Origin of the sequence: Exiguobacterium sp. Leaf196, from assembly GCF_001423965.1 — a bacterium.
Lineage (GTDB): Bacteria > Bacillota > Bacilli > Exiguobacteriales > Exiguobacteriaceae > Exiguobacterium_A.
In genome coordinates this window covers 167,413-185,091 of sequence record NZ_LMPV01000009.1, presented here as the reverse complement: position 1 = coordinate 185,091, position 17,679 = coordinate 167,413, and the positions used below count along the sequence as shown (strand labels likewise).

Annotated in this window: 17 protein-coding genes; 8 read left to right on the top strand and 9 right to left on the bottom strand. The window is 47.3% G+C overall.

Features of this window, described 5'->3' with window-relative positions; translation table 11 throughout:
• Positions 1 to 317 precede the first annotated feature (317 nt).
• The 5 genes from ASG02_RS12760 to ASG02_RS12740 all read left to right on the top strand — a co-directional run bounded on the left by ASG02_RS12760 (position 318) and on the right by ASG02_RS12740 (position 4,854).
• Positions 318 to 989 carry an NAD(P)H-dependent oxidoreductase gene (locus ASG02_RS12760; protein ID WP_056064056.1) on the top strand — a complete coding sequence of 224 codons (672 nt, stop codon included), beginning with the start codon at positions 318 to 320 and terminating at the stop codon, positions 987 to 989.
• A 144-nt stretch (positions 990 to 1,133) separates the two neighbouring features.
• Complete coding sequence (gene speE, locus ASG02_RS12755) at positions 1,134 to 1,976, top strand: polyamine aminopropyltransferase (RefSeq protein ID WP_023466799.1); 843 nt, start codon at positions 1,134 to 1,136, stop codon at positions 1,974 to 1,976.
• Positions 1,977 to 2,090: 114 nt separating this feature from the next.
• Positions 2,091 to 2,963 carry an agmatinase gene (gene speB, locus ASG02_RS12750; RefSeq protein ID WP_056064054.1) on the top strand — a complete coding sequence of 291 codons (873 nt, stop codon included), beginning with the start codon at positions 2,091 to 2,093 and terminating at the stop codon, positions 2,961 to 2,963.
• 525 nt (positions 2,964 to 3,488) lie between these two features.
• A complete protein-coding gene (locus tag ASG02_RS12745; RefSeq protein ID WP_035411338.1) occupies positions 3,489 to 4,277 on the top strand; it encodes a DUF4397 domain-containing protein in 789 nt (262 codons plus the stop codon).
• Positions 4,249 to 4,854 carry a class F sortase gene (locus tag ASG02_RS12740; RefSeq protein ID WP_056064053.1) on the top strand — a complete coding sequence of 202 codons (606 nt, stop codon included), beginning with the start codon at positions 4,249 to 4,251 and terminating at the stop codon, positions 4,852 to 4,854. The genes ASG02_RS12745 and ASG02_RS12740 overlap by 29 nt, the downstream gene beginning before the upstream one ends.
• Before the next feature lie 51 nt (positions 4,855 to 4,905).
• Here ASG02_RS12740 and ASG02_RS12735 read toward each other — a convergent pair whose 3' ends face one another.
• The 9 genes from ASG02_RS12735 to ASG02_RS12695 all read right to left on the bottom strand — a co-directional run bounded on the left by ASG02_RS12735 (position 4,906) and on the right by ASG02_RS12695 (position 14,642).
• Entirely contained in the window at positions 4,906 to 6,207 is a 1,302-nt protein-coding gene (locus tag ASG02_RS12735; RefSeq protein ID WP_056064050.1) for a globin-coupled sensor protein, read from the bottom strand.
• A 170-nt stretch (positions 6,208 to 6,377) separates the two neighbouring features.
• On the bottom strand, positions 6,378 to 6,602 hold the full coding sequence (locus tag ASG02_RS12730) for a hypothetical protein (protein WP_035411332.1): 225 nt from the start codon (positions 6,600 to 6,602) through the stop codon (positions 6,378 to 6,380).
• 86 nt (positions 6,603 to 6,688) lie between these two features.
• The gene (locus ASG02_RS12725) at positions 6,689 to 6,895 is read right to left on the bottom strand and encodes a heavy-metal-associated domain-containing protein (RefSeq protein ID WP_023466808.1); all 207 of its coding nucleotides are present in this window, start codon (positions 6,893 to 6,895) and stop codon (positions 6,689 to 6,691) included.
• A complete protein-coding gene (locus tag ASG02_RS12720) occupies positions 6,892 to 9,021 on the bottom strand; it encodes a cation-translocating P-type ATPase (RefSeq protein ID WP_056064047.1) in 2,130 nt (709 codons plus the stop codon). Before ASG02_RS12720 ends, ASG02_RS12725 begins: the two co-directional genes overlap by 4 nt.
• Positions 9,022 to 9,034: 13 nt before the next feature.
• Positions 9,035 to 9,331 carry a metal-sensitive transcriptional regulator gene (locus tag ASG02_RS12715; RefSeq protein ID WP_035411326.1) on the bottom strand — a complete coding sequence of 99 codons (297 nt, stop codon included), beginning with the start codon at positions 9,329 to 9,331 and terminating at the stop codon, positions 9,035 to 9,037.
• Between the two features lie 121 nt (positions 9,332 to 9,452).
• Positions 9,453 to 10,988: a DHA2 family efflux MFS transporter permease subunit gene (locus ASG02_RS12710; protein ID WP_056064044.1), complete on the bottom strand. Its 1,536-nt coding sequence runs from the start codon at positions 10,986 to 10,988 to the stop codon at positions 9,453 to 9,455.
• Between the two features lie 259 nt (positions 10,989 to 11,247).
• A complete protein-coding gene (gene ytxJ, locus ASG02_RS12705; protein ID WP_056064041.1) occupies positions 11,248 to 11,574 on the bottom strand; it encodes a bacillithiol system redox-active protein YtxJ in 327 nt (108 codons plus the stop codon).
• A 6-nt stretch (positions 11,575 to 11,580) separates the two neighbouring features.
• Positions 11,581 to 13,209 carry an acetolactate synthase large subunit gene (locus ASG02_RS12700; protein ID WP_056064038.1) on the bottom strand — a complete coding sequence of 543 codons (1,629 nt, stop codon included), beginning with the start codon at positions 13,207 to 13,209 and terminating at the stop codon, positions 11,581 to 11,583.
• The gene (locus ASG02_RS12695) at positions 13,206 to 14,642 is read right to left on the bottom strand and encodes an NAD-dependent succinate-semialdehyde dehydrogenase (protein ID WP_035411314.1); all 1,437 of its coding nucleotides are present in this window, start codon (positions 14,640 to 14,642) and stop codon (positions 13,206 to 13,208) included. The genes ASG02_RS12700 and ASG02_RS12695 overlap by 4 nt, the downstream gene beginning before the upstream one ends.
• 349 nt (positions 14,643 to 14,991) lie before the next feature.
• Between ASG02_RS12695 and ASG02_RS12690 the strand changes: the two genes are divergently transcribed.
• From ASG02_RS12690 to ASG02_RS12680, 3 genes are all read left to right on the top strand, one after another.
• The gene (locus ASG02_RS12690) at positions 14,992 to 16,692 is read left to right on the top strand and encodes an alpha-glucosidase (protein WP_056064035.1); all 1,701 of its coding nucleotides are present in this window, start codon (positions 14,992 to 14,994) and stop codon (positions 16,690 to 16,692) included.
• A gap of 108 nt (positions 16,693 to 16,800) precedes the next feature.
• Positions 16,801 to 17,223: a DUF1934 domain-containing protein gene (locus ASG02_RS12685; protein ID WP_235514037.1), complete on the top strand. Its 423-nt coding sequence runs from the start codon at positions 16,801 to 16,803 to the stop codon at positions 17,221 to 17,223.
• Positions 17,213 to 17,632 (top strand): hypothetical protein, encoded by a 420-nt coding sequence (locus tag ASG02_RS12680; protein WP_050677289.1) that lies wholly within the window; start codon positions 17,213 to 17,215, stop codon positions 17,630 to 17,632. Before ASG02_RS12685 ends, ASG02_RS12680 begins: the two co-directional genes overlap by 11 nt.
• Positions 17,633 to 17,679: the final 47 nt, after the last annotated feature.

Here is a 17,679-nt window from a genome sequence, read left to right as displayed (position 1 = left end):
ATTATCATTACCCCGTGCATCCGATAACAAAACCTAATCACGCAGGGTACTACCGTAACAAACACTTTGGTGAAAAAGCAAATCGTTTGGGAAATGAAACCATAGAAATTAGGGAATTACCAGAGAGGAAAGGTGTAAAATGGCGGATAATCAAATGTTTAAAATGATTTTTAAATAGTGAAAGGAAAGACGTTAATATTCTTATTTCCCGTTTTACTTAAAAACTAACGTAATGACTAATCTGAGCAAATCAGAGGCGGTCCGAAATTGGATTTGATATAACAAAAGCAGTCATCATTTTAAAGGAGGCATTTCTTATGAGAAAACAACAACAAAAGCAAGCGATTCTCGAAGCATTTCAATCTCGTCATGCCACAAAGGCATTTAACGGTCAAATGATCCCAGAAGAGGATTTCCGTTTTATCTTGGAAACGGCGCGTCTGTCACCAAGCTCGTTCGGTTATGAGCCATGGAACATGCTCGTCATTCAAAATCCAGAAATCCGTGAAGCGCTTAAAGAAATTTCTTGGGGCGCACAAGGACAATTACCGACAGCGAGTCATTTCGTCTTGTTCCTCGCTCGGACAGGAGAACAAATGCAGATAGATGGACCGCATGTTACGCAGATGATGGATTTCCTTGGTCTATCTGAAGAAGCGAAAGCCGGACGGACGAAGCGATACGGTCTGTTTTTAAAGGAGGATTTCGCGATCGGTCATAACCCGAAAGCGATGGAAGACTGGGCAGCGAAACAAGCCTATATTGCACTCGGAAACATGATGTCGACAGCAGCACAAATCGGGATTGACTCCTGTCCAATCGAAGGGTTTGACCAACAAGCAGTCGAGCAATTACTCGGCGGTCGTGGACTGCTCGATCGTTCTGTTTTTACGGTTCCGGTCATGGTCGCATTTGGTTACCGGGCAGACGAACCGAAACGTGATAAGCAACGTCGCCCGCTTGATGAAATCGTAACGTTCGTCGAATAAACACGGAAGACAAAAATTTTCAAATTATATAGAAGTTTCTTTCGAAATTCGGTATACTCGCATTTGTATGATTAAGAAGCGCCGTAAACGCCACTCGCATACGAACAACTTTTGTCTTGATGAAAGAAAGGGGTTCTATCGCAAATGGAACAAAAATTAAAGTTATGGTTCACGGAACACCAAACGGAAGATTACGGTATCACATTCCGTGTCAACCACGTTTATGAGAGCGAACAAACGGAGTTTCAACGCCTAGAGATGGTTGAAACGGACGAGTTCGGTACGATGTTGTTACTTGACGGAATGGTCATGACGACAGATAAGGACGAGTTCGTTTACCACGAGATGGTCGCGCACGTCCCATTGTTCACACACCCGAATCCAAAATCGGTTCTGGTCGTTGGTGGAGGAGACGGCGGAGTCATCCGTGAAGTCTTGAAACACCCGTCCGTCGAAAAAGCTGTTTTGGTTGAAATCGACGGAAAAGTCATCGAGTATTCGAAAAAATACCTCCCGAACATCGCAGGTGGATTGGACGATGCACGCGTCGAAGTCATCGTTGGGGATGGATTCATGCATATCGCAGAAGCAGAAAACGAGTATGATGTCATCATGGTCGATTCGACAGAACCAGTTGGTCCAGCGGTCAACTTGTTCACGAAAGGCTTCTACTCTGGTATTTCAAAAGCATTAAAAGAAGACGGTATTTTCGTCGCACAATCGGATAACCCATGGTTCACACCAGACTTGATCCGTGATGTTCAACGCGACGTCAAAGAAATCTTCCCGATCACGAAGCTCTACATCGCTAACGTTCCGACATATCCAAGTGGTCTTTGGACGTTTACGATCGGATCAAAGAAACACGATCCGCTTGCTGTCGCACCAGAGCGTTTCCACGAGATCGATACGAAGTATTACACGCCTGAGCTTCACACGGCAGCTTTCGCGCTTCCGAAGTTCGTTAAAGATTTAACGAACGGCTGAGTTCAGTCACTATAGCACACATGAACAGAGCGGTTTCGATCTTCGAAATCGCTCTGTTGTCAGGTAAAGAGGCGTTTGCAGCAGCAAACGACCAATGAACAGGGGGAATGGATCATGCGTTTTGATGAAGCATATTCAGGAAAAGTCTTTATCGCGAGTCAACCGACTCACGAGGATGCAAAAGGAATTTTATACGGCATGCCGATGGACTGGACGGTCAGTTTCCGTCCCGGTTCACGATTCGGTCCGGCACGTATCCGTGAAGTCTCACTTGGTTTAGAAGAATATAGCCCGTACTTAGATGGCGACATCGCCGACGCGAAGTTGTTTGACGCGGGAGATATCCCGTTACCATTCGGGAATGCACAAAGATCACTTGATATGATTGAAGAATACGTCGATTCATTACTGGCAGCAGGCAAGTTCCCGCTCGGTATGGGTGGCGAACATTTAGTCACGTGGCCAGTCGTCAAAGCGTTCGATAAACACTATGATGATTTTGTTGTGCTTCACTTTGATGCGCATACGGACTTGCGTGACGAGTACGAAGGTGAGCCGTTGTCACACTCGACGCCACTCAAGAAAATCGCGAACTTGATCGGACCGGAGAACTGCTATTCGTTCGGAATCCGTTCGGGGATGAAAGAAGAGTTCGAATGGGCGAAGACGTCAGGCTACAACCTTTTCAAATACGAGATCGTCGAGCCGCTTCGTCAAGTTCTTCCAACACTTGCCGGGAAAAAGGTCTACGTCACGATCGACATCGATGTCCTTGATCCGTCAGCAGCACCAGGAACAGGGACACAAGAAATCGGTGGGGTGACGACGAAGGAACTACTCGAAGTCGTTCACATGATTGCACGAGCAGACGTCGACGTCATCGGAGCTGATTTGGTAGAAGTATGCCCAGCGTATGATCAATCGGATATGACAGCGATCGCAGCAGCAAAAGTGTTGCGCGAGATGATGATTGGATTCATTAAATAAATAGACAAAGGAGACCAGACGTGATGTCGGTCTCTTTTGTTTTGTTCAGAAGAAGAACTGAACGACTCCGAATGCACCGAATCCGATGATCAGACTGACAGATGTCTATTGGACGACGCGTAGAACGGACGTCGCAATCTGGTGTTTAAGCAGGTGTGTGATGTTTGCCAGGATGCTCCCCCAGGTGGCAGAACCAAGAAAAATACCGATTAGAAACAAAACGGCATCCTGTCCGCTCGTCATCGGATTCAAGAACGTCAGAAGTAAAACGGACAGGTAGGCACTTAACCGTGACGAGGCTGTATCATAACTAACCTTCTTTTCAATTGATTTGTTATGTATTTTATTTCGAAAACAAAAAGAAGGTCAGTGTGTTTTCAAAACAAGTTCATAGCACACTGAAATCTTTACACATATACGGAAGTATCTTAAGTTTAAGATGTCACCACGACGGAAATATTCTGAAGTGTAAGAACATTGGTTTGAGAGCGATGTACATTTGACAATCAGAAAGGTGGAAAAAAGATGAAGAAACTCTTATCGTTTGTGACTGCTACGTTACTGTTTGCACTATTCGTGCTTCCGGTAGGCGCAGCAGATGACGCAATGGTTCGTGTCATTCATGCTTCACCAGATGCTCCGGCAGTCGATATCGCGGTCGATGGCAAAAAAGCCGTATCAGGAGCAAAATTCAAAGATGTTACAGATTACCTCACACTACCAGCTGGCGAACATAAAGTAGAAGTATTCGCTGCAGGAACAACAAAAGATCCTGTGCTCTCTCAAACACTCAATGTGGAAGCTGGTAAATTCTATTCTGTCGCAGCAATCGGTAAACTTGCTGATATTAAACTTGCTGTCATGGAAGACAACGGCAAAGGCGAAGACGGCAAATCAATGGTCCGTGTCGCACACTTTGCACCAGATGCACCTGCTGTTGATGTCGCACCAAAAGGTGGAGACCCACTCTTTAGCAACCTTGAATTCTCAAAAGTCTCTGACTACGGTACACTCGATGCAGGTACGTATGACCTTGAAGTCCGCCCTGCAGGCGCAACGGATGTCGTCAAAGCACTTGATGGCGTCAAACTCGACAGTGGCAAAAACTATACAGCTCTCGCAATCGGTTTACTAGAAGGCGAGCCAGCGTTTGATGTTCTCTTAATTCCAGATGGCGGTGAAATGGCATCAATGCCAGATACAGGACTTGGTGGTTCTGCTGATACGACTTCTGCTACACCATGGGCAGTCGCAGCAGCAGCTGCCTTGTTAGTAGGAACAGCGTATGTCGTCCGTCGTAAACAAAACGCTTAAGAGTAGTCTGCTTCTCTTACTCGTATTAGCCGGATGCCAATCGGGATCACCTCCAGGTACTACAAAGCCGGAAAAACCAAAACAAACTGAAACGACGTCTTCTTCGTCCACTTCATCCGAAATGGTGGACGAAGAAGCATTCATTCCAACGCGTATTATGATTCCGACGCTCGATGTGAAAGCAAACATCGAAGTCGTCGGGAAGGATAAGCAAGGACGGATGGATGTGCCAAAAAAAACGGATCAAGTCGCGTGGTATAAATACGGTGCGAAAGCCGGTCAAACCGGAAATGTCGTATTAGCAGGACATTTAGACGATGAAAAGGGACCTGCTGTCTTTTATGATTTAGCCAAGATGAAAAAAGGGCAACGGATTGAAGTGACAGGGAAAACAGGACAACAGGTGTCATACGTGGTGACGAACGTCATGTCCTATCCTGTCGATGAAGCACCAGTCGGATCAATCTTTGGTGCGACCGTCATGAACAAACTGACGCTCATTTCATGCATTGGTACGTTTACAAACTCAAAAGGGTACGATCAACGTCTTGTCGTCACGGCAGAACAAGACAATTAAAAAAAACAGGTCTCTCACTTCGGCTATGACCGAAAAAGAGAGACCTGTTTTTTAGTGTGTTTCTGAAGCTGCGACAAGATCCGTCGTCAGTGTCGTCAAGCCTTGCGTCGTTTTACTGAGACCTTGGATCGTCTCGACGATTTGTCCAAGGTTTTCTTTATTACGACCAAACAACGTCAGTGAGTTTTCCATTTCACTCTTAACGGTTTGGATTCCTTGTTTGACTTGTTGTAATTCTTGCTGAGATGCAGTGTTGGCGCGTGTGATGTCTTCCATCTGAGAAACCAGTTGTGTAATGTTGCCATTGTTCTTTTGAATCAGACCATTGATGCTGCTACTTAATGACTTGGCATTTTCAGCAAGGTTCCGGACTTCCGTCGCTACGACAGCGAATCCTTTACCGTGTTCACCGGCGCGGGCTGCTTCAATCGAAGCATTTAACGCGAGTAAGTTCGTTTGATTGGCGATCGCTTCGATGCTTTGTGTCATCTGGACGATCTCATCCGACGTCGTTTTCAATTCGTGGATGCTTTCAAGCGAAGTACCAACTTGTTGTGTTGATTGAGCGAATTGTTGCTCCATCTGTTGCATCTGTCGTTCGTTAGCAATCGTCATTTGGACGAGTTGCTGGCTCGTCTGCTCCGTCTGATCTGTTTCTGCCAACACTTGTGAAGCACGTCGGCTCGTTTCGATGATGGCATGATCCGTATGTTCGACGGAGCTTGCGACTTCTTGACTGACACGAACGACGTCTGTCAGCAGTTGACGGCGCGACTCGTTCGCTGCCGTTACTTCATGAAGACGAGAATCGACGTACTGACTCGTTACGATTTGAGCATCTAAGTTCATCGCGTGAGTCAATGCAAGCACGGCTGTTGTCAGTTGCGCTGGGTCATGCTGATAATGTTCGACGATTTTAGGAATCAACAACGTCTGAAACGCAGCATATGAAGCGATGAACCAAGTGACGGGAACGAAGTTGTGTTTATGCGTCTGTCCCATCCGTGTCCGCATCGCAAGGAAGGATTCATCCATGTTTCCTGTCAGAAGACTCGTGAAGTAGTCCGCAAAGACTTTTTTCAATCGTTCGCGTGTCGATGATTGTTTCGCGATCGTTGCCATCTCTGGATTCAATAATAGATGGTCAAGCACTTGCTCGAGGACCTCATCTAAGATGCCTTGAACGACAGGTGCCATCGATTTAAGTGTCTGTAGCTGTTCTTCTGTATACCCCATGTATACGAGACGAGATGTAAGATCAGGATCTGCCGTCTTCGTGATGAGATGAGAATCAGGAAAGCCGATTGTAGCTTGATAAACCGAAGTAGTCTTACTTTTAAAAGGATTGCGCACGTAGTTGCCTCCAATACTCAAGATGTGAATAAAATGATGTCTGTTTCTTATCGGTTCATCTTGACGAAGCGATACTGGTTTTCGAAAAAAAGACGAGAATATTGAAAAACATTGACCGGAAACAAAAAAACTCATGGCAAGTGCCATGAGGAGAATGAAAAAAGACAGGATTAGACCGGTTGATCTTCCTGGAATGCTTTTTTGGCGTCCACGATCGAGCGCATTCGTTGAACGCAGGTTTGAACGAATTGAATATCGATGGAGGTGAAACGGGTGACAGGTCCACGAGCTGACTCGGCACTGAATGTGAAGGTTCCGAGATTCCAAAGTTCGATTTTGAATCGTTTTCCTTTGTTGTCGTCGAAGTGTTCTACGAATTCGATTTGCGGTACCATACGAACCCCTCCTTACTCCGTATATTCCCGCTTTTCAAAAAACAAAAAAGCCAAACTGCGTGTTAGAAGCAGTTTGGCATGGATGTTTAAGCAGTCGGCACATCATAGCCGATCTCTTCGATTGCATCGACGAGGCGCTCACGAGGAACGTCTTCATGCTGTACCGTCACTTGGTTTTGTTCCAGTGAGACAGTAGCATGTTGTACACCTTCGACTTCAGATAAAGCTGATTCGACACTCGCTTTACAGTGATTGCATGTCATACCGATAACAGATAACGTTGTTTCTTTCATGATGAAGTTCCTCCTTCAGATAGTGGGGTACGTTTTAATCGTAACGCATTCGTCACGACAGAGACAGAACTGAATGCCATGGCGGCGCCCGCAAGCCATGGAGCAAGCAGACCAAGAAAAGCAACAGGGATGCCAATCGTATTGTAGCCGAGTGCGAAAACGAGATTTTGACGAATGTTTTTCATTGTCTGCTCACTTAGTTCGATCGCAAGTAAAACTTGTTTTAAATCGTGTCCAAGCAACGTCACGTCGGCTGCTTCGAGGGCGACATCTGTGCCGCTGCCGAGCGCGATGCCGACGTCCGCCGTTACAAGAGCGGGAGCATCATTGATACCGTCTCCGACCATCGCGACACGTTTCGTTTGTTGAAGTGACTGAATGACATCTGCCTTTTCAACAGGTAAGACGTCAGCAAAGACGAACGCTCGATCAAGTCCGAGTTCTTCTGCTAGATGATCAGCAACTTCACGACGATCACCGGTCAAGAGATACACGTCCTTAGTCTCTCGCAACCGCTGGATTGTTTCTTTCGCTGAATCTTTTAACGCGTCACGGATGGCATATCCGGCAGCGACTTCTCCATCGACGGCGACATACACGAGTGTCGCTCCGAGTGACGTCCAGTCAGGAAGGGCGATGTTTCGTTCCTGGATCATTCGCGCTGAACCAACGATCAAATCATGTCCCATGATTTGTCCCGTGATCCCACGTCCTGATTCGACATGGAACTGTTCGATATCAAACACAACATCCCGCTCTGCTGTGATGGCACGGGCAAGAGGATGTTCGGATTGACGTTCGAGCGCGGCAGCGAAATCGAGCGCTGTCTCCGTGCCAAACGTCTCGACGACGACAGGGCGACCGACTGTCAATGTTCCAGTCTTATCAAAGACGACAGCATCGACATGTTGAAGGTTCTCCAGTTGAGCACCGCCTTTAAAGAGAATCCCTCGTTCCGCTCCTTTTCCGGTTCCGACCATGATTGAAGTTGGTGTCGCAAGCCCGAGTGCACACGGACAGGCGATAACGAGCACCGCGATGGCAGGACGAATCGCTTCTGCAAAGGAACCGGTGAACATCCACCAAGCGGCTAACGTCAGAAGCGCGATGGCGACGACGATCGGTACGAACACACCAGAAATCCGATCAGCTTGTCGCTGGATTGGTGCTTTTTCCGTCTGCGCTTGCTCGACGACGCGAATGATTTGTGCGAGAACCGTTGCTTGCCCGATCTTTGTCGCCTCGATTTGTAAGGAACCGTTCGTATTCAGCGTACCACCAATGACGGATGCGCCAACAGTCTTATGAACAGGAACGGATTCACCGGTCAACATCGACTCATCGAGATACGCATCACCTGCGCGAACAATACCGTCTGTCGGAATTTTATTTCCGGGTTTTACGAGTAACACCATCCCGGCTTGGATCGCCTCAATTGAAACGATCCGTTCCTGCCCATCTTCCAAAACGATGGCTTCTTTCGCTTGTAAGGAAAGCAGACTTTTAATCGCTCCTGTCGTCTGTTGTTTCGCACGGTCTTCGAGAACCTTCCCAAGCAAGACGAGTGTAATCAGAATTGCACTTGTCTCAAAGTAGAGGTGTGGCATATCAGAGACGAACAGCATTTCAGCAACGGAATAGAAATAGGCTGCCGATGTCCCGAGCGCGACAAGGACATCCATATTAGCACTCCCGCTTCGTAAGCTTTTATAAGCCCCGCTGTAAAAGGGCGCACCGATGATGAATTGAACCGGTGTCGCTAAAGCAAATTGTAGCCACGGATTCATCAAGAATGGAAGATGGAATGGACTATTCGGAATATGTGTCAGCATGCTCGCGAGCAAAGGGAGCGAAAGAACGGTTGCGATGACGAAGCGATACAGCATCCGACGATTCGATTTTGTTGCGTGTGGTGCTTGTTTGACCGTGGCCTCGTAGCCGATTTTGCGAATTTTTTCGATAATCGCTTGATCATCATAGGCATCAGAAATCGAGACACGAGCCGTCTCGAGTGGTAAGTTGACCGTTGCTTCGACGCCGTCCATCCGGTTCAGGACTTTTTCAATCCGAGCGGAACAGGCGGCACATGTCATCCCTTCAATATCAAACTCAATCGTTTTTGACATCAGAAAACCCTCCTTACTTTTTCAGACGGGCAATGACTGCCATCAACTCATCGACGTAAGCGTCCGTACTGTCTTGACGAGTCGCGACCTCATGCATGCACATTTTGACGTGGCGTTCGATGATTTGTAGTTCGACCTGTCGAAGTGCTGCTTGAATCGATGCGGTTTGCGTCAAAATGTCGATACAATACCGGTCTTCAGAAACCATGTTGGCAATCCCGCGGACTTGTCCTTCGATACGCTTTAATCGTTTCATCAAGGCATCTTGTTCTTCATGTGTTCGTGGGACGACAGGGTGATCGTGTGCCATAGTCGTGCCTCCTTTAGTAATCTTTTTGTTATCTTTACTCTAACATATAGGTATGGGGGGTACCAGTATATAGCTCAAACAATAAAAAAAAAGCAGTCGCGAGAGGCGACTGCTTTTGCACTTATTGATTGGAGACTTGCGGTTTGACGATCGTTTCGTTCAATGAGCGTTGATCGCTAATGATGTCTTCAGCTTGTGTCGCCCGTTTAATGAAGAAGGCGAGGACGAATGCTAGACCAGCAATGAACGTCGAGATGAAGAACGCATAGTTGATTCCGTCAAGCGTCGCTTGCATCGTAATCTGCTGTTTTAAAGCAGCAGCTGCTTCAGCTGTCGGTTGACTTGTCATGTTCTTCGCCGCTTCGGCCGCGAGCTCTGTGCCACGGGTCTTCGCATGCGTTGACATGATCGTAACAAGCAACGCCGTTCCGATTGCACCAGATACTTGTTGCAACGTATTGTTCATCGCTGTGCCGTGTGGATAATAGCGTGTTGGTAACTGATTCAAACCGTTCGTTGAGACCGGCATCATGACCATTGACATCCCGAACATCCGTAACGAATACAGGATGATCAGATGGGTATACGTCGTATCCATCTCAAGTTGACTGAAGTAATAACTCGTGACGACTGTGATGAACAAACCAGTCAATGCAAGAGGACGACCACCAATCTTATCAAACAGCTTCCCGTTGATCGGTGACATGACGGCCATCAAGATGGCACCCGGTAACAGCATGAGACCCGCATCAAGTGGTGAGATACCGCGAATCGTCTGGACATAGATCGGAAGCAATAACATGCCCGAGAACATCGCCATCGTGACGACCATCGAGATGGCAGAAGACAAGGCGAACATCGGGTAACGATAAATCTTGAAGTTGAGCATCGGACGTTCCATATGGAGCTGACGGTAAATGAATGTCACGAGTGCGATGACTCCGACGATCAGCGCACCGTAGACGTGGAAGCTGTCCCAACCTTTAGAGCCAGCTGAGCTGAATCCATACAGTAAGCCACCGAAACCAAGTGACGAAAGTGCCACGGAAGCGAGATCGATCCGAGTGGCAGACCGTTCCTTGACGTCACGAAGTAAGAAGAAACCAGCGACGAGAACGATTAAGGCGATTGGTGTGATGAAGTGGAATAACATCCGCCAATCGTAGTGCTCGATGATCCAACCAGACAACGTCGGTCCGATCGCTGGGGCACCCATCATGATTAATCCGAAGAATCCCATCGCAGTCCCGCGTTTTTCAATCGGGAAACTGACGAGCATGACGTTCATCAGTAGCGGCATCATGATGGCAGAACCCGACGCTTGAATCATCCGTCCTGCGAGTAGCACAGGGAAGACGTCTGCGAATCCGGCAAGAATCGTTCCGGTCGAGAAGAGGGTCATCGCGAGTAAGAACAAGCGACGAACCGAATACTTTTGAATCAAGAAAGCAGATGTCGGAATCAAGACACCATTGACGAGCATGAAACCAGTCGACAGCCATTGAGCAGTAGCTGGTTCGATCGCTAGATCCTTCATGATCGAAGGAAGGGCGATGTTGAGCAAGGTATTATTTAAGAAAGCGATGAATGCCCCGATCATCAAAACGGCGAGGATGCCGTAAGGAGCGCGAGCTGTGTGAGTTGCACTTTGTTGCATGAATATCCTCCTAACTAAACTAACGGTACAGATTTATATACGGTCGTTCTATCTGTAGTTTATCTTAATCCGATTTAGTTCGAATTACAAATAATAATAGCTAAGAAAGATAATTTTATTTTTTATGTAGTTTTGAAAGCGTTTTTCTAAATGAAGAAAATGATTCGTAGGAAATAAAAAAGCGCAATCCTTCTCGTTAGAGGAAAATTGCGCTTTGTCTTCAGTTTGAAACAGCCATAAGCTTGTTTCATAGTTAGCGTTACTGAACGTTCGTTTCGAGTGCATCCTTTGTAATGTCGTAGTGAGATGCTGTCCAGACAGATTTGCCGTCCTGAATGAAAAGAACTTGTGGCGACTCATGTCGGACATTATAGTGTTCAGCAATGTGATTCGATAAGGTCCGAGCTTCTTGGACGAAGAGATATGCTGTCGGAACATATGTTTCATCCGCGAACTTCGTATACTCTGAGAATCCTGCGGCACTGATCGGACACGTCGTACTGTGTTTGCAAATCACGAACGCGCTATGCTCGGACGCAAATTGATCAAAATCAGAAATAGACTGCAGTTTACGTGGTTGTGTCATAATATATCACCCTCCATACGTCCGGAGACGTTCACTTAACTTTAGATTTTCCCGGTAATCGACCGGACAGTCAATCAATACGGGTCCATCGCTCGCGAAAGCTTGATCAAGACAATGGGCAAGCGAACCGTGTTCACCGACGCGAAGTCCAAGCGCACCGAAAGCATGAGCCAGTTGAACGAGATCCGGATTATCAAAGGTGATGTACGATGATTTTCCATATGCTTGTTGTTGTTTCCATTCGATGAGACCATATGTCCCGTCTCGCCAAATTAATACGACGAGTGGCAGCTTCAAACGAACGGCGGTCTCGAGGTCCTGACCGTTCATAAGAAAAGCTCCGTCTCCAGCAGCGCAGACGATACGTCGGTCGGGGTAGAGAAGTTTGGCTGCGAGTGCACTCGATAAACCATAGCCCATTGAAGCAAACCCATTCGAAATGAACAATTGATCTGGATGTGTCGTTTGATAATGGCGAGCGAGCCAGACTTTATGTGCTCCGACATCCGAGAAAACCATTCCGGCTTCACCAACCGTCCGTTCGAGCTCACGAACGATGCTTTGAGGATGTAAAGGGAGCGCGAGGGAATATGTTTCTTGAATCTCTTGGCGCAACTTATCGCGATTCTGTTGCCAACCGTTCCAGGAACGCTTTGGAAGCAGTGGTGTCAAAACGGTCAATACATCTGAAAGATTGCCGACTAGATTTGCAACGACTGGATAGTAGGCATCGATTTCGTGAGGGTTCGTATCCAGATGAACGACCGGCGTCTTTTTCGGATTCCATTTTTCCGGGGGCAGTTCCGTGATGTCATAACCAATCGTAATGATTAAATCACTCGCATCAAGAATTCGTTGGTTGTAATCAACATCCGGCAAACCGATCGTATGCGCGGCAAGCGGATGTTGTGAGGAGATGGAGCCTTTTCCCATCATTGTCTCGACGACCGGAGCATCCAGCTGTTCGACGAATGCCCGAAACGCCTCAAGTGCGTGTTGACGGTGAATCCCGAAACCGGCAATGATGACAGGACGTTGCGATCGCTCGATCAATCGTAAAACGTCCGGATCATCAATCGTCAACGGATGAAGATATGTCGGAGCACTGTCGTTTTTGACAGGAGTCACAGGTTGATCTCGTTCTTGTTTTGCAACGTCTTCTGGGAAAGAGATATGCGTCGCTCCCGGCTTTTCGCTCTGTGCCGTCGCAAAGGCACGACGGACGATTTCCGGAATCACTTCTGGTGTCAGAACGGACGTACTTGACTTCGTGACCGGACGATATAGATCAACGAGATCAAACATTTGATGCGACGCTTTATGTTGCCGTGATAGTGCTCCTTGTCCTGTGATGGCAACGACAGGAGAATGGTCCATCGTTGCACTCGCAATTCCCGTCATCATGTTAGTCGCACCAGGACCAAGCGTCGATAAGCAGACACCCGGTCGTCCACTCAGGCGACCGAACATCGCTGCCATGAACGCAGCGTTCGTTTCGTGACGCGTCGTGATGAACGTGATCGACGAACGACTAAGTGATTCGAGCAATGTGATGTTCTCTTCACCGGGAACACCGAAGATATGCGTGACTCCCTCTGCCTCTAAACATTGGACGAACCAGTCCGCCGCGTTCATGCTAGTCCACCGATTGAGATGTATTTTGTCTCGAGATACGCTTCGAGTCCTTCACTACCGCCTTCGCGTCCAAGACCGGATTGTTTCATTCCACCAAATGGTGCTTGTGCAGCAGAAGGAACCCCATCATTCCAGCCGACGATTCCATAATCAAGCCCTTCGATTGCACGAATGGCACGCGCGTAATCCTTCGTAAAGACGTATGAAGCGAGACCGAATGGTGTCTGGTTGGCGTAACGAACCGCTTCTTCATCAGAACTGACACGCTGGACGGGAGCGACAGGTCCGAACGTCTCCTCGTTCATGATCAACATGCCGGGTTTTACGTCAGCGAGCACGGTTGCTTCATAATAATAGACATCGTTCTCCTCGTCCGTTGTTCCTGTTCCACCCGTGACGACACGAGCACCGGCTGAAGTAGCGTCATCGACATGTTTTTTAACTTTATCGTAACCCGCTTTATTAATCATTGGACCGATCTTGGTTTCGGCATCCAGACCGTTCCCGGTTTTCAATTTTGCCGTCTCCTGCCCGAGTTTTTCAACGAACGCGTCATAAATCGAATCAGATACATAGATCCGGTTTCCGCAGACACACGTCTGTCCGCCGTTTCGGAATTTCGACTTGATCGTCTCCGCAACAGCTAAATCGAGATCGCAATCATCAAAGACGAGAATCGGTGCATGTCCGCCGAGTTCAAGCGACATCGCTTTGATCGTCTCTGCTCCTTGAGCCATCAGTGTCCGTCCGACTTCGGTCGAACCAGTGAAGGTGATCTTATCGACATGCGGATGTGTCGCGAGTGATTCACCGAGTGCTTTCCCGCTACCTGTAACGGCATTGACGACGCCTTCTGGAATCCCGACTTCCTGACAAAGTTCAAGTAAACGAAGTGCTGTTAATGGAGTCGCGGTGGGTGGTTTGATGACGAACGTACATCCGGCAACGAGAGCCGGAGCCAATTTTCGGGTAATCATGGCTGCTGGGAAATTCCATGGTGTGATCGCGGCGACGACACCAACCGGTTGTTTGATGACTTGAAGTCTTTTAGAAGCATCGTGTGTCGGTATGACACGTCCGTATGCCCGTTTTCCTTCCTCTGCGAACCATTTGACGAAGTTTGCCGCATACTGGACTTCACCTTCTGATTCAGCCAGCGGTTTCCCCATCTCAAGCGTCATTAACCGGGCGAGTTCATCTTTTTTCTCGATCATTTTGGCATAGAGTTTTTCCAAGAGTTCAGCGCGTTCATATACTGTCCGCTTCGACCATTCTGGAAAAGCCTTCCGTGCTGCTTCGACAGCATCATTGACGTCTGATTTTGTTCCGTTTGGTACGCTACCGACGACTTCTCCGGTTGCTGGATTCGTGACATCTGTCCGTTCTCGTCCGTGATCCAGCCATTGTCCACCAATAAAGAATTGTCCCTTCATCTTGAAAATCCCCCTTTTTTACGTGCATTGGTTAGGGTATACCCGAACGAATAAAAAAAGATTCATTTTGGAAAGGAAAGGTTATGCAAAAAGGTAGAAATTGACCGATAAACAGTGTAGGATGATTCAGTAAATGTAATGTAAATTCAACTGAAATATTCGATGTAAACGAAGAGTGATCCCCATTGATGTGAAATGGTGAAATCATCCTCGAGACATTGACTTTAAAAGTGGATTTGATAAGATAAAAGTAAAGGGTTTGCGCAATCGGTTGCGCAAAACAAAATGAAGGACGAACAAATATACCTAACTCCTACTAATGACTCACCTACGAGAGGATTTCTAACACATGACACAAATGATACCGCGCCCTGAGACGGCCCAACAAACAATTACACGAGCTTGGTGGAAAGAAGCAGTAGCATACCAAATCTATCCACGCAGCTTTTATGACGCAAATAACGATGGAATCGGCGATATTCCGGGTATCATCGCAAAACTGGATTACTTGAAGGATCTTGGCGTCGACGTTTTGTGGATTTGTCCGATGTTCAAGTCACCGAACGATGATAACGGATATGATATCAGTGACTATGAAGACATTATGGATGAGTTCGGAACAATGGCAGACTTCGATCTCTTAATGGAAGAAGCGCATAAACGAGACATCAAAGTGTTACTTGATCTCGTCGTCAACCACACATCTGATGAACATCCATGGTTCCTTGAATCGCGTTCGTCAAAAGACAACGAGAAACGCGATTGGTACATTTGGAAAGATGCGATCAATGGAGGAGAACCGAACAACTGGGAAAGTATCTTCGGTGGATCAGCATGGGAATATGACGAGAAGACTGAGCAATACTTCCTGCACGTCTTTTCCCGTCGTCAGCCAGACTTGAACTGGCAAAACCGCGATATGCGTCAAGCGGTCTATACAATGATCAACTGGTGGCTTGATAAAGGCATCGATGGTTTCCGAATCGATGCGATCAGTCACATCAACAAGGATCAGTCGTTCGGCGATCTCCCGAACCCACTTGGTATGCCGTATGTGCCGTCGTTTGACATGCATATGAACGTCGAAGGCATCCATGCGTATCTTGAAGAGCTAAAGGATGAGACATTCTCGAAATACGACATCATGACTGTTGGGGAAGCAAACGGCGTCTCGCCGGAAGAAGCAGACCTTTGGGTCGGAGAAGAGAACGGCAAGATGAACATGGTCTTCCAGTTCGAGCACATGGATCTCTGGCGCGCAGATGCGGAAAAAGGCGTCGACGTCGTCAAACTGAAACAAGTGCTGACGAAGTGGCAAAAAGGTCTTGAAGCGACCGGTTGGAATGCGTTGTACCTCGAAAACCACGATAAGGTTCGTTCGGTCTCCCTTTGGGGTGACGAGGAACAGTACTGGAAAGAGAGCGCGAAGTCGCTTGCGATGATGTATTTCTTCATGCAAGGCACACCGTTCATCTATCAAGGTCAGGAAATCGGGATGACGAACGTTCAGTTCCCGGATATTTCGGATTATGATGACGTCGCGACGAAAAACATGTATGAGATGCAACTCGCTTCCGGGAAGACACATGAGGAAATCATGGAAGTCATCTGGAACTCGTCCCGCGATAACTCACGCACACCGATGCAATGGACGAACGAGCAAAATGGTGGCTTCTCGAATCAATCCCCATGGTTCGGTGTTAACCCGAACTACGCGGACATCAATGTCGCGTCACAAGAACAAGACGAAGACTCGATTTTGAACTTCTATAAACGAATGATTCAAATCCGTAAGATGGAAGAGACATTGATTTATGGTGCGTATGATCTCATCTTACCGGAAGATACGAAAGTCTATGCCTATACACGGACGCTTGGTGACGAACAGTTCTTGATTGTTACGAACTTAAAAGGCGAAACAGCAGAAATCGATACGGATATCATCTTGCATTCGGATAATATGTTGCTTGGCAACTATCCGACGATGCACCACGAAGGAACAGAACTGGAACTTCGTCCATTCGAAGCTCGTCTGTACCGTGTGCGCTAATATGTTTTGAACGGATTCGAAGTACATCGAATCCGTTTTTTTGTTGCGCGTAAGCAGAAGATGCATCAGACGAAAAAATCGTGTACGCTAAACGATGAGGTGATAGAAGTGAAACCAGTAAAGTACTCGGTGTCATTACGACAGGTGACGACGATTGAAGATGGTCCGATGCGTGAATCGGTCGAACTTGAGGCGGACGGCACGTTGTTCGAAACAAAGGACGGTTTTGCCGTGAAATTCGTTCAACCGGATGAACAACCGATTGATACGACGATCAAATGGTCAAAAGACCAGATCGCCTTGAATCGCAAAGGTCCTGTTGCGATGCATCATATCTTCATTTTAAAAGAGACGACTAAAAGCCAGTATGGCAGTCAGTTCGGTCAAATGTTGATGGAGACAGACACGGAGACGATTGAGATGAAACCGCAGCAGATGAAGTTTCGCTATACATTAAAAATGAATGGACAAGCAGTCGGTACGTATACGATTGATTTAACTTGGAAACGGAGTGAGACGAATGGCATTTGAACAAACAGTACGTCAAATGGAACAGATGTTGGAAGAGGAATGGTTCGAGTGGCTCGAGAACGATGAGCCGCGCTACAACGAATGGCGTGATCAACTCGAAGGACTCGCAGAGCAGGTCATCACGGAATACAATCCGAAGGTCGATCCGGAGTCAATCGATACGCTACTTTTAATCAATGAAGAATTACCTGTCTTATACGGTGAAGATACCGTCATGCTGTATACAGCGCTTTTGAAAGCACGTCAGGAAGACGATCAAGTATATGAGCGTTACTTGACGATCCTGGGTGCGTTTGCGGACGAACAGCATCCAGCGATCCGTGAAGTCGAAAAGTTAGTCGCGAAAAAGGATTATAAAAATGCCTTCGCACGTGCAGTCCGTCTGCCACAGTCGCTCGGTCTAGAATAAACAATCAGTGGACCATCTTGTTTTAGACAAGGTGGTCTTTTTAGGAG

Excerpts from the sequence above, each read along its gene's own strand:
- ASG02_RS12760 (WP_056064056.1), top strand. The coding sequence starts at position 318 with ATGAGAAAACAACAACAAAAGCAAGCGATTCTCGAAGCATTTCAATCT.
- speE (WP_023466799.1), top strand. The coding sequence starts at position 1,134 with ATGGAACAAAAATTAAAGTTATGGTTCACGGAACACCAAACGGAAGAT.
- speB (WP_056064054.1), top strand. The coding sequence starts at position 2,091 with ATGCGTTTTGATGAAGCATATTCAGGAAAAGTCTTTATCGCGAGTCAA.
- ASG02_RS12745 (WP_035411338.1), top strand. The coding sequence starts at position 3,489 with ATGAAGAAACTCTTATCGTTTGTGACTGCTACGTTACTGTTTGCACTA.
- ASG02_RS12740 (WP_056064053.1), top strand. The coding sequence starts at position 4,249 with ATGTCGTCCGTCGTAAACAAAACGCTTAAGAGTAGTCTGCTTCTCTTA.
- ASG02_RS12730 (WP_035411332.1), bottom strand. The coding sequence starts at position 6,602 with ATGGTACCGCAAATCGAATTCGTAGAACACTTCGACGACAACAAAGGA.
- ASG02_RS12725 (WP_023466808.1), bottom strand. The coding sequence starts at position 6,895 with ATGAAAGAAACAACGTTATCTGTTATCGGTATGACATGCAATCACTGT.
- ASG02_RS12720 (WP_056064047.1), bottom strand. The coding sequence starts at position 9,021 with ATGTCAAAAACGATTGAGTTTGATATTGAAGGGATGACATGTGCCGCC.
- ASG02_RS12715 (WP_035411326.1), bottom strand. The coding sequence starts at position 9,331 with ATGGCACACGATCACCCTGTCGTCCCACGAACACATGAAGAACAAGAT.
- ASG02_RS12710 (WP_056064044.1), bottom strand. The coding sequence starts at position 10,988 with ATGCAACAAAGTGCAACTCACACAGCTCGCGCTCCTTACGGCATCCTC.
- ytxJ (WP_056064041.1), bottom strand. The coding sequence starts at position 11,574 with ATGACACAACCACGTAAACTGCAGTCTATTTCTGATTTTGATCAATTT.
- ASG02_RS12700 (WP_056064038.1), bottom strand. The coding sequence starts at position 13,209 with ATGAACGCGGCGGACTGGTTCGTCCAATGTTTAGAGGCAGAGGGAGTC.
- ASG02_RS12695 (WP_035411314.1), bottom strand. The coding sequence starts at position 14,642 with ATGAAGGGACAATTCTTTATTGGTGGACAATGGCTGGATCACGGACGA.
- ASG02_RS12690 (WP_056064035.1), top strand. The coding sequence starts at position 14,992 with ATGACACAAATGATACCGCGCCCTGAGACGGCCCAACAAACAATTACA.
- ASG02_RS12680 (WP_050677289.1), top strand. The coding sequence starts at position 17,213 with ATGGCATTTGAACAAACAGTACGTCAAATGGAACAGATGTTGGAAGAG.